This window comes from Streptomyces coeruleoprunus (genome assembly GCF_039542925.1).
Taxonomy (GTDB): domain Bacteria; phylum Actinomycetota; class Actinomycetes; order Streptomycetales; family Streptomycetaceae; genus Streptomyces; species Streptomyces coeruleoprunus.
In genome coordinates this window covers 5,947,318-5,965,429 of the sequence record NZ_BAABIT010000001.1, presented here as the reverse complement: position 1 = coordinate 5,965,429, position 18,112 = coordinate 5,947,318, and the positions used below count along the sequence as shown (strand labels likewise).

Here is an 18,112-nt window from a genome sequence, read left to right as displayed (position 1 = left end):
ACGTGGTCCTTGCGGGAGGAACGGGTGGGCACAGCGGAGAACGGCCCCGGCGGCCCGGGCGTCACACCGCCAGCGGCTCCAAGTCGCGGTGCACGCGGCGCTCCTCGCGCGCGAGGCGCGTGAGCGCGTGCTCCTCGCCCACCACCCGCACCAGCTCCCCCGCCGTCTCGGCCCGCAACTGCGCCGCCTCCCCCTTCCGCCCCAGCGCCCCGAGCGTGACGGACAGGTTGGACGCCACGGCCAGCACCTCCGGATGGTGCGCGCCCAGCACCTCGCGCAGGGCCCCCACGGTCCGGCGCTCGATCTCCAGCGCCCGGTCCAGCTCCCCCAGGTCCGCCTTGGCGTTGGCCAGGTTCACCGTGCAGAACAGCGCGTGCGGGTGCCGCTCGCCCAGCACCTCCCGCATCACCGCCAGCGCCGCCTCCAGCAGCTGCTCGGCCACGTCGGGCGCGCCGCACCCCCACTGGTAGATGCCCAGGTTGTTGAGGGCGGCCAGGGTGTACGGGTGCCGTTCGCCGGGCACCTTGCGGTACTGGTCGACGACCTCCTGCGCCAGGTCCCGGGCCGCGACGGGCTCCCCCGCCGCGTACAGGTCGGCGGCCAGGTTCAGGTCGCAGGCGAGCGAGTCGGGGTTCGCCGAGGTGTACTTGGCGCGGTAGCGGTTGCGGGTCGCCGTCGTCAGCCGGCGGGCGTCCTCCAGGAGTCCGGCGCGCCGCAGCGACACCGCGAGGCTCTTCGCCGCCGCGAGCGTCCCGGGGAAGGCCCGGCCCAGCGTCTCCTTGTACGCGGCGTACGTACGGCTCAGCAGCGCGACCGAGTCCTCCCACCGGCCGACCTCCCGCAGGTCACGGGCGAGGGACGTCGCGGAGGACAGGGTGTACGGGTGGTCGGGGCCCAGCACCTCGGTGCGCCGGTCGAAGACCTCCTGGTCGATCTCGCGGGCCCGCGCGTACTGCCCGACCATGCGCAGGTTCAGCGCGAGGTTGTTCGCGGCGGCCAGCGTGCGCGGGTGGGACTCGTGGAAGATCTGCTGGAAGCCCTCGTGCGCCTCGGTGGCCAGCTCCATCGCCCTGCCGTAGTGGCCGAGCGTGCCGAGGTCCATGGCGAGGCCGCTGGTGGTCATGTACGTGTGGGGGTGCGACGGCCCGAGGACGGCACGCTGCCGTTCCAGGGTCACCTCGTCCAGCTCCCGCGCCTCCACGTAACGACCCTGCGAGCGCAGGATGTTGGAGAGGTGGAAGCGCAGGTACAGGTACTGGAGGTCGTCGTCGCCCAGCATCTCCCGCCACGCCTCGCGCAGTTCGCAGCCGAGCGTCCACGCCGTCTGCCAGTCGCCGCGCTTCCACAGGTAGCGGACGCGGTCGATCAGCAGCCGCCGGGTCTCGGGCTCGCGGCAGTACCGTGCCTCCGATGTGGTCAGGTGCGGCCAGATCGTGGCGAAGCGCGGCCAGGTGGACGGGTTGTCGATCGGCTCGTCGTCGTCGGGCCGCGCCCCCGCGAGGATGCGGTGGACGGCGTGCCGGGCCTCCCGCTGCTCCTCCTCGGTGAGCTGGGCCCGGATCACGGCCTGGACGAGCCGGTGGACCTGGATGGAGTTGGACACCTGGTCCACCTTGGCGAGGGCGAACCGGCCGATCTCCCGGATGACCCGGCCGAGGACCAGCTTCTCCTGGAGGGAGGCGTCGTACGGCTTGAGCGCCTCGATCATCTCCTTGCTGTAGAGGAGGTTCGCGTGGATCGGCTCGGGCGCGAAGAACGCGCACAGCTGGAGCAGCCGGACCGCCGCGGGTGAGCGTTCCTTGAGGCGTTCGATGGAGACGTTCCAGGTCGCGGCGACCGGCTCGGGGTAGCCGGCGGGCTGGTTGAGCGCGAGGGTGCTGGCGGCCGCCTGCTCCAGCTGTTCCAGGTAGGCGGAGACGGGTGTGGCCGTCTCCGCGATCCACGCCGCGGCCTGCTCGACGGCGAGCGGCAGGTCGCCGACGGCCTCGGCGACCCGGTCGGCGTCCCGGGCGCTGAGCCCCCGGGCCCGCCGCTGGAGGTGCTCCACCGACTCCTCGCGCAGGAACACGTCGACGGGCAGGGAGTCGCCGTACTGCGACCAGGTCTGGTTGCGGGAGGTGACGAGGATGTGGCCGCCGGTCGGGAAGAACCGTTTGAGCTGGTCGGGGTCGTCGGCGTTGTCGAAGACGAGCAGCCAGCGGTGCGAGGGGATGCCGCGCCGCAGCAGGTCCACGGCCTCCTGCGAGGCGGTGGCCATGTCCTCGCCGACCTGGGCGCCGAGCCGTACGGCCAGCTCGGCGAGGCCGGCGACGACGTCGTCGGCCTGTTCCGCGGACATCCACCACACCAGGTCGTAGTCGGCCATGAAGCGGTGCACGTACTCCAGGGCGACCTGGGTCTTGCCGACGCCGCCGAGCCCGTACAGCGTCTGGGGCTGCGGCAGGACGACGGCCATGCCGCCGCCGAGCTGGTCGCGCATCCGCTCCAGGACGATGGACCGGCCGGTGAAGCCGGGGTTGCGGGGCGGCGCGTTCCAGATCGTGGGGACCGTGCCGGGGAAGCGGGGTCCGGGCGCCCCGGCGTCGGCGGGCCTGGCGGGCCGGTCGAGGGCGCGCAGCAGCGCGCTGGTGGCGTGCGCCTCGTCGAGCCGGAACAGGTCGACCGGGTTGCGGTCGATGTAGGGGGCGGTGAGCCGGACGTCGCCGACGCGCAGCGGCAGCAGGTGGCGGCGCCCGCCGCTCGGGTCCTCGGCGGTGGCCCGCCGCCAGAACTCCACGGCGCGCGCCGACTTCAGGTAGGCGCTGGAGAGCAGCACCACGGTGCGGGCCGCGCCGTCGGCCTCGGTGTGCGGGTCGGCGCCGTGGCCGGAGGCGTCGGCGGAGACGTCGCGGGGCACGACGCGGAACCCGGCGCGGGTGAGGACGGACTCGATCCAGTCGGCCCACATGCGGTTCTCGGCGACGTACGACAGGAACAGGTCGGCGGGCTGGGCGGGGCGGCGGCGGGTGAAGGCGTCGCGGATCCGCAGCCGGGTCTCCTCCTCGACGGAGGGCATGGCGGTGACGCGCTGGTCGGTGATGACGGCGGTGAGCCGTTCGAACGCGGAGAGGAGGGAGTTGGCGATGCCGGCGTCGTCGCCGAAGGTGGCGAGGGTCTCCTCGTAGGCGTAGTAGGGCCGGTAGGGGATCTCGACGGCGCCCCAGTAGGAGGACAGCTCCTCGCCGGTGAGCCCGGTGGGGAAGCCGTCGAACTTGACCCGGGCGAGGGCGCGTCCGGCGTCGGCCTTCTCCTTCTCGCCCTCGTCGATCCGCATCGGTACGGGGAAGATGCGGATGCCGCGGCCGCCGTAGCGCTCGTCGATCTGGCGGGCGACGGCGGCGGCGCCGTCCATGGACTGGTCGCTGAGCGTGAAGCAGTCGACGAGGACGTCGGGCAGGTGGACGGTGCAGATGTCGGCGATGTCGCTGAGGCCGGTGCGGCTGTCGATGAGGACGTAGTCGTAGTGGGCCTTCATGTCGTCGCGCAGGGCGTCGAAGAAGTGGCCGCCGCCGAGCCGGTCGTAGAAGTTGTCCCAGTCGAAGGTCGAGACGGTCGCGGAGTACTCGCGGTTCTGTCTCCCGGCGGAGACGAAGTCGAGGGTGCCGCCGGCGGGGAACTGCCAGCCCAGCCGCTCGGGGCTGAGGGACACGGCGTGCGGCTGGACGCGCGCGTAGTCGCGGTGCCAGTCGTCGGGGCGCTGCACGGGGTTGGTGGCGGCCCAGGCGTACTCGGTGATCAGGTCGATGACGCCGGTGGTGGCGCCGAGGGTGGAGGGGTCGAGGAAGGGGTGGAAGAACCGGTGCAGGCCGGGGGCCTCCAGGTCCCAGTCGACGGCGAGCACCCGCTTGCCGTTGGCGGCCAGGATCCAGGCCGTGTTGGCCAGGGCCATCGTCCGCCCCGTACCACCCTTGTACGAGTAGAAGGTGACGATGCGTCCATCACGACTGGCGGTCATCCGGGGCCTCCGCATCGGGCGCGATCTCGTGCGTGTCGGGGATGAGGTGCGTGGTGGCGAACTCGCCGGGCATGGGGGCGCGCAGCCGGGGCCGTTCGGTGTGGCGGCCGCCGGCGGGCGGGTAGACGGTGGCGTGCCGGAGGTACTGCTGCGCGGCCGCCTCGACCACCTGGGGCAGGATCTGCCCGAACGCCTCCATGCTGGGGACGCCGCGGGCGGCGGCCCGGCCGGCGGCGCGGCCCTGTCCCATCTTGACGGGCATGGTCCGCTCCAGCTTCTCGGTCAGCTCGGTCTCGGCCGCGCGGCTCTGGTGGTCCATGCGGTTCCAGGGGACGACGACGCTCACCCAGGGCCGGTTCTCGGCGTCGAACGCGGCGAGCCGGGCGCGGCGTTCCTCGTCCTGGAGGGCCCAGCGGTCGACGAGCAGGATCTCGGGCCGGCTGGGCGGCGCCTTGGTGTCGAGGGGCACGGTGTCGTGGTCGAAGGAGGTCACCGTCGCCTGGTGGTTGAGGGAGCGGGCGAGGTCCTCGGCGAGGGAGGCCACGGGCCGGGCGCAGTCCGGGTGGTAGGGGTTCCAGTCCTGCGGCATGTCGCCGTAGTAGTCGGGGTCGCGGCCCTCGGGGAGGTCGTGCCGGGTGGGTGCGGCGACGGTGACCTGGAGGGGGCGGGGGCCGCCGCCCGGCGGGCCGAAGGCGCTGGGGGCCTGGCGGAACTCGACGGGGCGGCCGGGGCCTATGCCGGCGGTGTCGGCGACGGAGACGATGCGTTTGGCCAGTTCGTAGACGGCCCGCTCGTACTCCTTCTCGAATATCCGCAGTTTGATGAGGCCGTAGAGGCCGTCGGTGACATACCGGTCGCCGAAGGCGCGGTGGTTGAACTGGAGCCGTTCGGCGGGCCCGGGGAGCTGTTCGGGCGGGACGGGCACCCACAGGGCGGGGACGATGGCCTCGGCGGGTCTGTTGTGCTTGGCCTGGTGGTAGATCGCCCGCTGGGCGAAGGCGTACCACTCCTTGCCGCACATCTCGCTGGCGAAGTAGCGGGGTGAGAAGAGCGGGACGAAGACCCGGCAGGTGGCCAGGACGTCGGCGAGCTTTTCCGACCAGCCCTCACCGGAACGTATCTCCCGGTCCATGAATCCGGCCGGCGCTCCGGCGGGCAGATCCGTCATGGCCATCACATGGCCGCACAGATCGCGGAACAGCCGCTCGACCCACATGTCGGGGTCGGGTCCGCCCGCCTCGTACCGCGGCGTGTGTGCGTAACTCAGGAAGAAGTACGGCCGATGGTCCGCCGCTCGCTGCTGTGGTGACGCGCGCACACGACCCCCGTCCTGCTGTGAACACGAACACCCGTATCAGGGATTGGGAACGAAGGATACGAGGTGATTCATCATTGCGGAGCGGTCTTGGTCGCGCCCCCCTGGCGTTCAGTCATTCAGGGCCGCTTTTCGGTCATCGTCGGTATGCGGCTTCTTTGCGCACCTCGGCCACCAGATGTTTGCCGGCGACGGTGAGTTCCGCGGCCTTTTCCAGCAGGTCGAGAACGCGGTCCAGATGATCGGTGTGGCCGGGTTCGTACGCCGCGAGGCCGGCCCGCTCGTACACCTCGGCCAGGAGCACGGAGACCGGGACGGGCTTCTCGTGCCAGGGGCTCGGGTGGGTCCAGGCGCCGTCCAGGGCGTGGAGGTCGGCGACGTCGAGCAGGGCGTGGAGGCGGGCGCGCCGGGCACCGCGCACCAGGGCGCGGGCGAGGTCCCGGGGGGTGCCGTCGAAGGGGACGCCGAGGGCGCCGAAGCCGTGGCGGCCGACGTGCGGCTCCGTGCCGGTGAGCGGGGTGAGGGTGGTGAGCCACCGCTCCGGGTCCTGGATGCCGGCGTCGCGCAGGAGGGCGAGGGCGCGGGTGAGGCGGTCGGTCCAGTCGGTGGTGCGTGGCCCGTCGAGGGGGCCGGTGGCGGGGGTGCCGTAGCAGTCGCGATACGGGTCGCGGTCGTCGAGCACGAGCCCGCCGGCGTGCCGGACGGGGAACCAGCCGGGGCCGGGCACGGCGGGAGCGGCGATGTGCCGCTCGGCGCCCGCGCCCCGTACGAGGAAGCCGCCGTCGCCGGTGGCCCGCACCTCGAACCGCCCGGGGGCCGGGAGGCGCAGGGTGCCGAGGGTGGGCAGGTCCAGCGAGCGGCCGTTCAGGGTGAGCCGTACGGGGGTGCCGAGAGCGCCCCGGACGACGGCGGCCGCGAGGTGGCGGGGCAGTTGCCGGGCGAGGGGGAGGGCGTCCGGCCGGGCGAGGCGGAGGGCGTCGAGGGCGGTGAGCAGCCAGGTGCGGGTGTAGGGGTGGGCGAGGACGTGGTCCAGGGCGTCGGGCCCGTCGCGTTCCACGCTGCCGGCCAGCTCCCATGCCTCGTCCCAGGTGTCGTCGCCGCCTCGGTCCGCGACCTCGCCGTGGAGCCGGGCGAGGAGCATGCGGGTCAGCTCCAGGTGGTCGGCGGCGAGCGCGTCGGGGCCGGTCAGGGCGGGGGGTACGAGGGTGGCGGCGGCGCGTTCCTCGATGCCGCGGACGAGGGCTGCGAGGTCGGTGCAGTAGACGGACGGGTTGGCGAAGCCGGTGCCGGGCCGGTAGCGGTGGGTGTAGAGGCCGCCGCCGCAGGAGCGCACGACGGGGCAGCGGCGGCAGGTGTCGGCGACGCCGTCGAGGCCCAGCCGGCGGGCGCGGATGCCGGGGTGGGCCGCGACCTCGTCGAAGGAGTGGCGGAACACGTCGAAGCCGGTGGCGGCGGCGCCGTCGTAGGCGCTCTTGAGGGAGTCGACCTGTTCGAGGGTGCCGTCGGTCTCGACGACGACGAGGTCGGTGGGGGCGAGGCCGAGGGACTCGGTGAGGCTGGGGCCGCCGCCGAGGGTGGACAGGACGGACTCGAAGAGCCGTACGGGCACGGGCCGCCCCTGGGCGTTCCACCGGTCGAAGACGGTGAGGATCCAGTCGGCGTACGCGGTGGGCGAGCCGTCCGGGCGGGGCGGCGGGTGCTCCCAGGTGGCGTGCGGCAGCAGGAAGTCGATGCGCGGCGGGTCGAGCGCGGTGAGCGCGTCGTACACGGCGACCGGGTCGTTGGCGACGTCGACGGTGCACAGCAGGCCGAGGTCGAGGTGGCGGTAGCGCTCGCCGTGCAGGAGTTCCACGGCCCGCAGGACCAGGGGGTGGCTGCTGCGGCCGTCGGCGAAGCGGCGGTGCCGGTCGTTGGCGGCCCTGTCGCCGTCGAGGGAGATGCCGACCTTGACGTCGAACGTGTCGAAGACGTCGAGGTGGCGGGGCGAGAGCTGGAGCCCGTTGGTGTGGATCCGCAGATCGAGGCGGGTGACGGGGGTGAGCGTCCGGGTCAGTTCCTCGCAGACGCGGCGCAGTCGCGCGGGTCCCGCCAGCAGGGGCTCCCCTCCGTGCAGGATCACTGACACGGAGGGCAGGTCGTGGGTCTCGGCGTGCTCCGCCAGTCGCAGAGCCACCTGGGAGATCGCCTCGTCGGAGATGGTCCTGGGTCGGGTGCGCCAGCTCTGATCGGCGTGTTCGTAGACATAGCAGTGATCACAGGCGAGATCACAGCGGCTGTGGACTTTGAGGACGATCTCGCGGAAGGGGACCGGGGGTCCTGTCATTCCGCCAGTTTAAATCCGTTTTCAGAGCGCCGAGTTGAACGTGGACGTACGCTGTCCCCGGGCATTCTCGGAGGGCAGGACGCGGCTGAGCTTCTTGGCGGTGTCCGCGCCGCGCACATCGATCTCGGCGAGGGGCACCCTGTTCTTCTTCGCGGCTGCGAAGGTCGATGAGGTCTGAGCGCTCACGGCGGCCGTCCTTGAGGGATATGGATCGTTCTGTGGGAAACCGCACCGTTGCAGTGTCGGCAGCACGACTTTACTCTCGTGGCCACCCGCAGCACATCAGCACGAGTCGGCGAAACAAAAGCGTTGCGCCAGTATTCCCCGAACGACCCGGAACAAGCCATTCCATCGAAAGAGTGACGACAAAACCGCAGACGGGGGTGTGCATGGCCGGGTATGAGGGCCCGCTCCAGAGCATGGTGTTCCGCAACGCGGATCTGCCGTTGCTGTTCCATCGCGCCGACGAGATCGCCGTCACCCGGCAGCGCGAGGCCGTGCAGGCCACGCGACTGCAACTGCTCCTGCTGGTACTGGGGGCCTGTCTGGCGGCGGTGCCGGGCGGGTGGCGGATCGGGGACACGTTCCAACTGGCGGGTGCGCTCGGCGCGTCGGCGTACGCGGGTGTCCTGCTCGTCACCTATCGCGCCTCTCGGCGCCGCGCGAAGTCGCATTGGCAACTGAACCGTTCCGCGGCGGAGTTCATCAAGTCGATGGCGTGGCGGTACGCGGTGCACGGAGCGCCTTTCGACGAACGTGCCCGGGACGCCGACGCGCTTTATCTGGCGCGGCTGGAGGAAGGCCTCGGGGAACTGCGCAAGGTGGGCTGGCAGGACCCGCGCGAATCGGAGCGGTCGGCCGGCCGGGAACTCATCACGCCGGCCATGCGGATGCTGCGCGGCAAACCGTTCCGGGTGCGCAAGGAGACGTATGTCCGGGACCGGCTGATCGAGCAGCGCAATTGGTACCACCGCCGTCAGGTGGTGTCCCGCCGGGCGACGGCGCTGTGGTCGGCGACGACCGCGACGCTCACGCTGGTCGCGCTGCTGCTGGGCACGCTGCGGACGTTCTCGGTGGGCGGCTCGCCGTACGTGGCGGGGCTGCTGTCGGCCGCTGCGGCGGCGTCGGTGGCCTGGAGCGAGATCCGCCGCCACCAGCCGCTGATCGCGGCGCACTCGCTGGTCGAGGAGGACCTGGCGGCCATGCACACGGCGATGGAGACGCAGGTCACCGAGGAGGGGTGGGCGGCGGCCGTGTACGAGACCGAGCGCGTCGTCTCGCCGCAGCACACGGACTGGCTGGTGCAGCACCGCAGGTAGCGGTTCAGGGCCGGGCCACCCCGTCGCGCCAGATGACGGTGACGGGTTTCCCGAGCGTCCGGGCGTAGTGGACGATGTCGCCCGTGCCGCCGCGGCCGCGTGCGGGGCGGCCGTCCCAGACGGCGAGCAGCCGGTCGCAGTTGTCGGCGATGTAGGCGCCCGCCGCGTAGTACGCCTCGTCGGTGGCGTGCGCGAAGGAGAGCCGCACCTCGCGGGTCGCCCGGTCCTTCAGGGCGCGGTAGCGGGCCAGCTCGGCGGGGTCGGCGAAGCCGTCCTCGTAGTCGTCGCTGGGGACGACGACGGTCAGCTCGGCGCCGCAGGCGAGCGCGATGTCCGCGAAGAGCGTGTCGGCGCCGACGGCGAGGCTGGACAGCGCCTCCAGGGCGCCGCCCCCGTGCCCGTGGAACGCCGCGCGGATCGCGGCCCGGACATAGGCGTGCAGTTCGCCGGGGATGTTCCGGTGGCCGGTCACTCCGATGCGTTTCATCCGCCCCCGCTGTCTTTCGTGGCCGGCCGAACCGGCGGGCCCCCGCCCCCGGGACGGGGGTCCGCCGGCCGCCCCTGTCAGTAGATGCTGACGCCGTAGGCGCGCAGGGCCTCGGGCACCGGCTGGTAGAACGTCGTGCCGCCGGTGCGGCAGTTGCCGCTGCCACCGGAGGTGAGGCCGATGGCGAGGCTGCCCGAGTGGAGCGGGCCGCCGCTGTCGCCGGGCTCGGCGCACACATTCGTCTGGATCATGCCGCGGACGATGTCGCCGCCGCCGTAGTTGACCGTGGCGTTGAGGCCGGTGACCCGGCCGCTGTGGGTGCCGGTCGTGGAGCCCCGGCGGGTGACGGACATGCCGACGGTGGCGTCGGCGGCCGCGGTGATGTCGACGCTGCCGACGGTGCCCGGGTGGGACAGCGAGCTGTTGTCGTAGCGGACGAGGCCGTAGTCGTTGCCCGGGAAGCTGGACCCGGCGGTGGGGCCTATGGCGGTGCTGCGGGAGGAGTTGGTGTACCAGGTGCCCGCGCCGTCGGTGCAGTGGCCGGCGGTCAGGAAGTAGTACGTGCCGCCCTTGACGACGTTGAAGCCGAGGGAGCAGCGCCAGCTGGTCGCATATATGGCGTCCCCGCCGGAGAGGAGCCGGGAGATCTTTCCTGCGGTGCGCTCGATGCGCAGCGCGCCCGCGTTCGCGCCGGCCTCCCGCTTGATGCGCGCGATGTCGTGCGGGGTCACGGTCGAGTCGGCGGTGACGACCAGGGTGTTGGTCGCGGGGTCGACGCGCCAGGCGGTACCGGCGACGTCGGCGGCGAGTACGGCCTCACCGGCGGCGGCCAGCTGCGCGGCGCCGAAGGTCCGGGGTGCCTCCGCACTGGCGGCGGGGACGGCGAGCCCGACGGCGGCGGCGAGACCGGCGGTGACGGCGAGCAGACGGCTCCGTCTGGCGACGCCGCGGCGGGGGATGGTGCGCTTGATCCTCACTTCGCGTTCCTCCCGAGGGGAATCGGGGGCCCACCGTGGGGGGAGGGCCCGTGAGGCGCGGCCGGGGGCGGGCACGGTCGGTTTCCGGCCGCACGGGCCGCCCCTGACGAGCGCTGCTCGGAGTATTGGCGCGCTCATCACCCGACGCAAGGGTGCCTTTCGGCCGGGGCGGACCGTTCGCGGCCGTACGGGAACTGAGTGCCCGTCGGGCGTAAGTCCCGGGACGTCTCAGCCCGCGAGGACGTTGCGCTCCCCCGCGGCGACCGCGAAGGGCAGGGTGTTGCCCGGCGGCGGCAGCGGGCAGATGAAGTGGGCGGCGAAGGCGCACGGGGGCAGCAGGGCCCGGTTGAAGTCGACCGTCACGGAGCCGTCCGCGGCCGGTGCGGCGGGCCGCAGGAAGCGGAAGCGGTAGCTCCCGTGGCCGCTGGTGGCGTCCGCGAAGACCGCCCACAGGGACCCGTCGGCCTCCACGGCCACCTGGAGGGTGTGCTCGGCGCCCTCCAGCATGAACGCCAGCTCGCCCGACAGGCCGAGTCCGCGCTCCCGGCCGTCGGCGTTCTCGACGCGGACGCTGTGCGGCTCCTCGTACGGCCGGAAGGTCCCGGGCAGGACCCAGCGCGGGTCGTACGGCGTGGCCTCGATGCCGGTGAAGACGTGCCGGGTCGGGGCCTCGGGGTCGAAGTCGCGCACGGCCCAGAGCCCCTCGCGGCGCAGCACCACGAGCCGCCGGTCGCCGGTCGCGACGCGGGACTCGGGGATGGGCGTGTGGTCCGCGCCCAGGCGCACGTCGCCGGTCAGCGGCTTGCCGTCGACGGTGATGCCGTCCTCGGTGGTGGCCGTCAGCACCACGGCATCGCCCTCCTCCCGCCACACGCCGGGCACGCCCGGGATGTGGCCGTCGGGATGGTCGGCGAGCCAGTAGGTGCCGGTGAGGGAGAGCGGGCCGTGGGGCGCGGAGACCTGGGCCGTGCGTCGTTCGTGCCAGCGCTGCCAGTCCTGCTGGGGGTCGGAGGTCATGCGGACCACCGTACGACGTCAGCAGTCGCAGCCGCAGTCACAGCAGTCGCAGTCGCAGTCGCGGCAGCAGCCCTCCCGGCTCTTGCGCGACCACGGGCCCTCGTAGTGCTCGGCGCAGCACATCTGGCAGGTGCAGCACAGCCACGTGAACATGGCGCACCCGGCCAGGAAGCCGCGCGGCGGCTTCTGCCGGGGCGCCTCGCCGCCGCCGAACCCGCCCCCGCCGCCGAATCCACCGGACCCGCCGAATCCACCGGACCCGCCGTGGCCGCCGTGCCCGCCGCCGGCCGGTCCCGCGGGCCCGCCGCCGTAGGGGTTCCCGGAGCCGTAGGGCCCGGCCGGGCCCTGGCCGCCCCCCTGGTACGGGTTGCCGCCCTGGTGGGGATGGCCGCTCTGGTACGGGTTGCCGCCCTGCGGGGGCTGCGGCGCGCCGTACCCCTGGTGGGAGCAGGTCGTCGTGCCGAACGCCCGGTCCACCGACCGCCGCAGCTCGTGCGCGAGGAGGACGTGCAGCAGCCGGTCGTCGACGAACTCGGCGTCCCGCAGCGCGAGCCGGACGCCGTGCACGGCGTCGTCGGCGAGGCGCCGCGCCTCCGCGAGGGACGTACCGGTGGCGACCAGCGGGTTCCAGGCACCCGACGCCTCGTCGGCCGCGCGGTCCTCCACGGCGTCCAGCAGATGGGCGAGACGCCCGAAGAGCCGGCCCGCCTCGGCGAGGGGCGCCGCGTTCTGCGGGCGGCCGGCCAGGACGGCGGTGTGCGCGAAGGCGGCCGCCGTGGCCGTCTCGGTCGGTTCGGTGACCGTGAGCAGGGAGGTGCCGGGTCCGGCCAGCGCCTCGATGCCGGCCTGCCGGTCGACCGCGTCGACCAGCACGGCGGTGTCGAAGCCCAGCTCCCGCCCGCTGCGGGCGCCGGCCCGGTCCCAGCGGTGGGCGACCCGGCGCGCCGCGGCGGCGACCGGCCTGCGGGCCAGCAGCCCGTCCCGGTCGGTGACGTGGTCCCGTACCTTCGCCGAGGCCAGCACCAGCGAGACCGCCGCGGCGAGCCGCGCGCCCTCGCCGCGGGCGACGGGCGCGGTGCGCATCGCGCGCAGCGGGCAGGGTCCGGCGGTGCGCCGTGCCTCGTCCGTGCGCATGGTCTGAGCCTCCGTCAGGACGGAGACGATGAGCCCGTCGTAGTTGGTGGCGACCCGGGCGAACTGCCCGTGATCCGCCCTCAGGGCCAGGCAGAGGCCGCAGAGATGGGCCATCCACTCGGTCTTGAGGCCCTCGGTGAGCCGGTGCGCACAGGGCCTGACTATTCCGAACACGATGCTTCCCCCGTCGACGTTCTTGAGCGTCGGCATCGTAGCGGGGGCCCGGGAGGTGTCCAGGGGCCCTCCCCTGGGGAGGAGTGACCGGACGGTGTCGCGGGGATGGCCCGTTCACCCGTACGCCCCTACGCTCACCCGTCCGGACCGAATTTCATATTTGAGTTACGGACGGGGGTCCTCAGGGGCCATACACAGGAAGAACCTTGACGAATCGCCACATCTTCTGCACCAGTACCGTCACGAATCGCTCGCGCGGCGACTGTCCACTTGGCGCGCGATCCGCATCATGGACGACCATAGGGGTGCGGAACCACAAGTGACCGCGTCGAAAGGAGGCGTCCATGGGATCGGTGCGCAAGGCGAGTGCATGGCTCGGGCTCGTCGAGGACAACGACGAGCGTTACTACGACGACGACTACGCCGAGGCTGATCGGAACGGCGACGCCTGGGTCACCGACCCCCGCGTCCGGGTCGCGTCCGAGTCCGCCCAGGAGGAGGGCCGCCGCATCGCCACGGTCGCCCCGGACGGCTTCCGGGACGCGCGGGCCATCGGCGAGCTGTTCCGGGACGGCGTCCCGGTCATCATGAACCTCACCTCCATGGAGCCCAACGACGCCAAGCGCGTCGTCGACTTCGCGGCGGGCCTGACCTTCGGCCTGCGCGGCTCCATCGAGCGCGTGGCGACCCGGGTCTTCCTGCTGACGCCCGCGGACACGCAGATCGTCAACGGGGAGCCCGGGGGCCGCGACGCGGACGGGTTCTTCAACCAGAGCTGAGGGCAGGGCCGCTCACCGGGGCCGGGTCACCGGAAGGCGTCGAGACCGGTGAGCGCCTTGCCCAGCACCAGCTGGTGCATCTCGACGGTGCCCTCGTAGGTGAGCACCGACTCCAGATTCGTGGCGTGCCGCATGACGGGGTACTCCAGCGAGATCCCGTTCGCGCCGAGGATCGTCCGCGCCGTGCGGCAGATCTCGATCGCCTCCCGCACGTTGTTGAGCTTGCCGAAGCTGACCTGTTCGGGGCGCAGCCGCCCCGCGTCCATCCGCTGCCCCAGGTGGTGGGCCAGCAGGATGCCCTTGTGCAGCTCCACGGCCATGTCGGCGAGCTTGGCCTGGGTGAGCTGGAAGCCGCCGATGGGGCGGCCGAACTGCTCCCGCGTCCGCGCGTAGTCGAGCGCCGCCTCGAACGACGCCCGCGCCGCGCCCATGGCGCCCCACACGATCCCGTACCGGGCGTGGGACAGGCAGCTCAGCGGGCCCTTCAGACCGGTCACGCCGGGCAGGACGGCGTCGGCGGGCAGCCGTACGTCGTCCATCACCAGCTCGCTGGTGACGCTCGCGCGCAACGACCACTTGTGCTTGATCTCCGGCGCCGAGAAGCCCGGCACGTCGGTCGGTACGGCGAATCCGCGCATCCCCTCGTCGGTCTGCGCCCAGACGACGGCGACCCCGGCCACCGAGCCGTTGGTGATCCACATCTTGCGGCCGTTGAGGACCCAGTCCGTGCCGTCCTTCTTGGCGTACGTGCGCAGGCCGGCCGGGTCGGAGCCGTGGTCGGGCTCGGTCAGGCCGAAGCAGCCGATGGTCTCGCCCGCCGCCATGGACGGCAGCCAGCGCTGCTTCTGCTCCTCGGAGCCGTACTTCCAGATCGCGTACATGGCGAGCGAGCCCTGTACGGAGACCAGGGAGCGGATGCCGGAGTCCGCGGCCTCCAGCTCCAGGCAGGCCAGGCCGTACTGGACGGCGCTCGCGCCCGCGCAGCCGTAGCCCTCAAGGGACATGCCGAGCGCACCGATGGCGCCCAGCTCACGGGCGAGTTCGCGGATGCCGGGCAGCTCGCCGTTCTCGTACCACTCGGCGATGTGCGGCAGCACCCGGTCGGCCGCCCAGCCGCGCACGGTGTCGCGGACGGCGAGGTCCTCGGGGCCGAGCAGGTCGTCGACGCCGAGCGGGTCGCTCGGGTCGAAGGGCGGGAGCTTCGAGGGTGCGGGCATTCGGGCCTCCGGCGGCTGGCTCACCAAAGCGTCTGGGGTCCCCCCGGTCGAGCGGAGGAGTGACCTCGGGGGAGCCTGAAACTATCGTCGATAGTCACGGCTGCGCGCTGACGTTACGGGTCAGTGCGGCGTGCGTCCAGAGCCCGCCGGCTCGGCGGGGGCGCGCCGCGCCGGGACGCGCGCGTCGCACACGTCGTGGCCGTGGGGTGCGGCGGCGACCTGGGCGGGGAGCGCGGGAGTCCCGGGAGCCGGTTCCGCGGCCTCGTCGCGCTGCTCCGCCGTGTGCGGGTCCATCGCGCGCGGCAGGCGCAGGGCCATCAGCGCTCCCGTGAGCAGCAGCCCGGCGCTGACCATCAGCGTGACGTGGAGGCCGTGCACGAAGGCGTGCCGGGCGGCCGTGTACAGCGCGTCGCCCGCGGCTCCGCCGAGCCGGGCGGCCACCTGGTAGGCCTCGCCGAGCGAGTTGGCCGCCGCGGCGGCGGCCTGGGCCGGGACGCCGGGCACGCCGCTGAGCCCGGGGCCGTACGCGGCGTTCATGACGCTGCCGAGCAGGGCGATGCCCATGCCGGCACCGAGCTGGTAGGAGGTCTCGCCGATCGCGGCGGCGCCGCCCGCGCAGTCGGCGGGGGCCTCGCTCAGCATCGACTCGTACGCCGCGAACAGCGTGGTCTGGAGGCCGAAGCCGAGCAGCACGAAGCCGATCGTCAGAAGCAGCGGCCGGTCGTTCTGGCCCATGAGGACGAGCAGCAGGACGGCCCCGGCGGTCAGCACGAAGCCGCCGCCGACCATCCGGCGAGGGCCGAGGCGGGCCAGGGTGTACGAGCCGGTGGCGCCCGCGGCCATGGCGGCGAAGGTCAGGGGCAGCAGCCGCAGGCCGGTCTCGACGGGGCTGAGGCCGAGGACCAGCTGGAGGTACTGGACGGCGATCAGCTCCAGGCCGACCAGGGCCAGCATGGCCAGCACGATGCAGCCGACGGAGAAGGTGAAGGCGGGCCGGGAGAACATCCGCATGTCGATCAGCGGGTGCGCCCGGTGCCGCTGCCGCCGCACGAACAGCACGAGCAGCACCGCCCCGACGACCAGCGGGCCCAGCGTGGCCGGGCCGATGAGGTCGGCGCCCGCACCGGCCCGCTTCACGCCGAGGACCAGGCCGAGCACGCCGCCGGCCGCCATCAGCGCGCCGAGCACGTCCCAGGGGCCGTCGCCGCTGCCGCGCGACTCGGGCAGCAGCCAGCGGCCGACGGGCAGGATCAGCGCCATCAGCGGGATGTTGATCAGGAAGACCGAGCCCCACCAGAAGTGCTCGACCAGGAACCCGCCGAGGACGGGTCCGGTGGCGGCGCCGATGGCGGCGACCGCCGTCCAGATGCCGATCGCGGTGGCCCGCTCGCGACGGTCGGGGAAGACCGCCCGGAGCAGCGACAGCGTCGCGGGCATGATCATCGCGCCGCCGACGCCGAGCAGCGCGCGGGCGGCGATGAGCACCGCCGGCGTGTCGGCGAGCGCCGCGACCGCGGACGCCACGCCGAAGAGGGCGTAGCCGCACAGGAGGATCCGGCGCCGCCCGACCCGGTCGCCGAGCGTGCCGAAGAGGATCAGCAGCGAGGCGCAGACCAGGGGGTAGGCGTCCACGATCCACAGCAGGGCCGTGGAGCTGGGCCGGAGGTCCTCGGTGACGGCGGGGACGGCGACGTGCAGGACGGTCGCGTCGAGTGCGACCAGCAGCAGGCTCACACAGAGGACGAAGAGGACGACCCAGCGGTTGGCACCGCCGCCGGTGGCACGCAGACGTGCGCCGGCCGTGGTCGTTCCCGACATGTACGTACCTCCCGCGTGGAACTCTCGCGCTCGGCGGGCGCCGGCCGGGAGGGGACGTTCCCGGGGCGGCCCGGCATCTGGGGGTTCCCCCTGGTCGAGCGCGGTCGACACCTTGGGGGAGGGCGAGCGAATCGTCAGCCTACGTGACGTCGGGCGGGTGGTGGGTGGTCGATCTCTCACCGGGACGCGCCGGGGTGTGTGGCGTACACCACGTGGGCGGCGCCGCCGCGACACGCGGGCGGAGGGCGGCGCGGGACCGCGACACGCGCGGAGGGTGGCATTCCGCGGACCGCGCGGGCCGGGCGACGCACCGGGCCGGCGCCGCCGGGGTGCGCCACCGCGCCGGACGAATTTCCCGGCCGTGCCCGCCGGCGCCCGGCATTTCCCGGCACACAAACAGACTTACGGAAGAAGCACCGGGGCTATTGGCCGAAGGGTCCACGGGGTTTTTGGATAAGCACCGAATAAAGGCCCCTTCGAGACCCACTCCACATCACATCGTCATCACAAAGAGACCGGAACGGCCTGGCCCGACGCTCACTCCCTGTAACGTCGATTGGGTGCGTACCGACATCTTTGCCCGGCTCGACCGGGAGCCGGAACCGCCGAAGATTGAGATCCCGCGGATGAGCCACACGCGTCTCGCCCTCTTCGGCGGGACGTCCGTGTTCTATCTGGCCATCGTCGTGGCCGTGCTGGCCTCGACGTGGCTGGTGCTCATCGACTGGAAGGTCATGCTGTTCCGGCCGTACCAGCAGTGGCCGGAGCTGCACGCGCCGCTCGACTACTTCGTCGTGCTGGGACAGCGCGGCCCCACCGCGCTGATGGTGGCGGGCTGGCTCGGCTGGCGGTCCTGGCGGCAGCACACGCTGCGGCCGCTCCTGGTCCTGGGCACGGCACTGCTGCTGCTCAATGTGACGGTGGGTTCCGTCAAGATCGGTCTGGGCCGGCTGGGCCCCCACTACGCGACGCAGATCGGCTCCGCCGAGCTGTTCGCGGGCGGCGATATATTTCCTTCCGGACATACCGCCAATGCCGTGGTGACCTGGGGCATTCTCGCCTATCTCGCCACCACGCCACGCGCCCGCCGCTATCTGTCGGCCGTGTCCGCCGTGGTGGCCCTGGGCGTCGGCCTGACCACCGTGTACCTCGGTACGCACTGGCTCAGCGATGTGCTGCTGGGCTGGGCCGCGGGTCTGCTCATCCTGCTCGGCCTGCCGTGGTGCGAGCCGTTCATCGCCCGCGCCGAGACGGCCGCCCTCGCCTGGCGCGACCGGATGCGGGAGCGCCGCGCGGCGGTGCCGACGGTGCCGCTCGCCCCGGTTCCCGCGCCCGAGCTGCTGCCCGCCATACAGCCCCAGCGGCATGCCGCTGGGGTGGAGGAGCCCGTACGCGAGCCCTTGAGCGCGGGTACGGGCGGGCACGCGCCCAAGATCCGGGCGACGCTCTCGCAGTCCCGGGCGCACGCGGTACTGCGGTCCGAGCGGACCCCGGTCACCCCGGCGGGCAGCCGCCGTCCGCCCAGGTCGCGTCCGCTGACCGGCGGCTGACACCGCCT

At 72.9% G+C, this 18,112-nt stretch carries 13 protein-coding genes; 3 read left to right on the top strand and 10 right to left on the bottom strand.

Going from position 1 to position 18,112, the window contains the following annotated elements; all coding sequences use genetic code 11:
• Window positions 1-61: 61 nt before the first annotated feature.
• The 4 genes from fxsT to fxsA form a co-directional block, all read right to left on the bottom strand.
• Window positions 62-3,994 carry an FxSxx-COOH system tetratricopeptide repeat protein gene (gene fxsT, locus ABEB09_RS26705; protein ID WP_345692458.1) on the bottom strand — a complete coding sequence of 1,311 codons (3,933 nt, stop codon included), beginning with the start codon at window positions 3,992-3,994 and terminating at the stop codon, window positions 62-64.
• Window positions 3,978-5,312: an FxsC protein gene (gene fsxC, locus ABEB09_RS26700; RefSeq protein WP_345692457.1), complete on the bottom strand. Its 1,335-nt coding sequence runs from the start codon at window positions 5,310-5,312 to the stop codon at window positions 3,978-3,980. The genes fxsT and fsxC overlap by 17 nt, the downstream gene beginning before the upstream one ends.
• 133 nt (window positions 5,313-5,445) lie before the next feature.
• A complete protein-coding gene (gene fxsBH / locus ABEB09_RS26695; RefSeq protein ID WP_345692456.1) occupies window positions 5,446-7,632 on the bottom strand; it encodes a radical SAM/SPASM protein FxsBH, inactivated beta-hydroxylase extension form in 2,187 nt (728 codons plus the stop codon).
• A 21-nt stretch (window positions 7,633-7,653) separates the two neighbouring features.
• Window positions 7,654-7,818: an FxSxx-COOH cyclophane-containing RiPP peptide gene (gene fxsA / locus ABEB09_RS26690; protein ID WP_345692455.1), complete on the bottom strand. Its 165-nt coding sequence runs from the start codon at window positions 7,816-7,818 to the stop codon at window positions 7,654-7,656.
• A gap of 233 nt (window positions 7,819-8,051) precedes the next feature.
• Between fxsA and ABEB09_RS26685 the strand changes: the two genes are divergently transcribed.
• Window positions 8,052-8,951 (top strand): DUF4231 domain-containing protein, encoded by a 900-nt coding sequence (locus ABEB09_RS26685; protein WP_345694101.1) that lies wholly within the window; start codon window positions 8,052-8,054, stop codon window positions 8,949-8,951.
• Window positions 8,952-8,955: 4 nt separating this feature from the next.
• On the opposite strand, the gene ABEB09_RS26680 is transcribed toward ABEB09_RS26685, so the two are convergent.
• From ABEB09_RS26680 to ABEB09_RS26665, 4 genes are all read right to left on the bottom strand, one after another.
• Window positions 8,956-9,438 carry a hypothetical protein gene (locus ABEB09_RS26680; protein ID WP_345692454.1) on the bottom strand — a complete coding sequence of 161 codons (483 nt, stop codon included), beginning with the start codon at window positions 9,436-9,438 and terminating at the stop codon, window positions 8,956-8,958.
• Between the two features lie 77 nt (window positions 9,439-9,515).
• Window positions 9,516-10,415 carry a S1 family peptidase gene (locus ABEB09_RS26675; protein ID WP_345692453.1) on the bottom strand — a complete coding sequence of 300 codons (900 nt, stop codon included), beginning with the start codon at window positions 10,413-10,415 and terminating at the stop codon, window positions 9,516-9,518.
• A gap of 228 nt (window positions 10,416-10,643) precedes the next feature.
• Window positions 10,644-11,432 (bottom strand): DUF1684 domain-containing protein, encoded by a 789-nt coding sequence (locus ABEB09_RS26670; RefSeq protein WP_345692452.1) that lies wholly within the window; start codon window positions 11,430-11,432, stop codon window positions 10,644-10,646.
• A gap of 18 nt (window positions 11,433-11,450) precedes the next feature.
• Window positions 11,451-12,740 carry a DUF5685 family protein gene (locus ABEB09_RS26665; protein WP_345692451.1) on the bottom strand — a complete coding sequence of 430 codons (1,290 nt, stop codon included), beginning with the start codon at window positions 12,738-12,740 and terminating at the stop codon, window positions 11,451-11,453.
• A gap of 344 nt (window positions 12,741-13,084) precedes the next feature.
• On the opposite strand from ABEB09_RS26665, the gene ABEB09_RS26660 reads away from it, so the two are divergent.
• Entirely contained in the window at window positions 13,085-13,519 is a 435-nt protein-coding gene (locus tag ABEB09_RS26660; protein ID WP_345692450.1) for a cell division protein SepF, read from the top strand.
• 26 nt (window positions 13,520-13,545) lie between these two features.
• On the opposite strand, the gene ABEB09_RS26655 is transcribed toward ABEB09_RS26660, so the two are convergent.
• Complete coding sequence (locus ABEB09_RS26655; RefSeq protein ID WP_345692449.1) at window positions 13,546-14,736, bottom strand: acyl-CoA dehydrogenase family protein; 1,191 nt, start codon at window positions 14,734-14,736, stop codon at window positions 13,546-13,548.
• Window positions 14,737-14,856: 120 nt separating this feature from the next.
• The gene (locus ABEB09_RS26650; RefSeq protein ID WP_345692448.1) at window positions 14,857-16,554 is read right to left on the bottom strand and encodes an MFS transporter; all 1,698 of its coding nucleotides are present in this window, start codon (window positions 16,552-16,554) and stop codon (window positions 14,857-14,859) included.
• 560 nt (window positions 16,555-17,114) lie between these two features.
• Here ABEB09_RS26650 and ABEB09_RS26645 point away from each other — a divergent pair.
• Window positions 17,115-18,104 carry a phosphatase PAP2 family protein gene (locus ABEB09_RS26645; protein WP_345692447.1) on the top strand — a complete coding sequence of 330 codons (990 nt, stop codon included), beginning with the start codon at window positions 17,115-17,117 and terminating at the stop codon, window positions 18,102-18,104.
• Window positions 18,105-18,112: the final 8 nt, after the last annotated feature.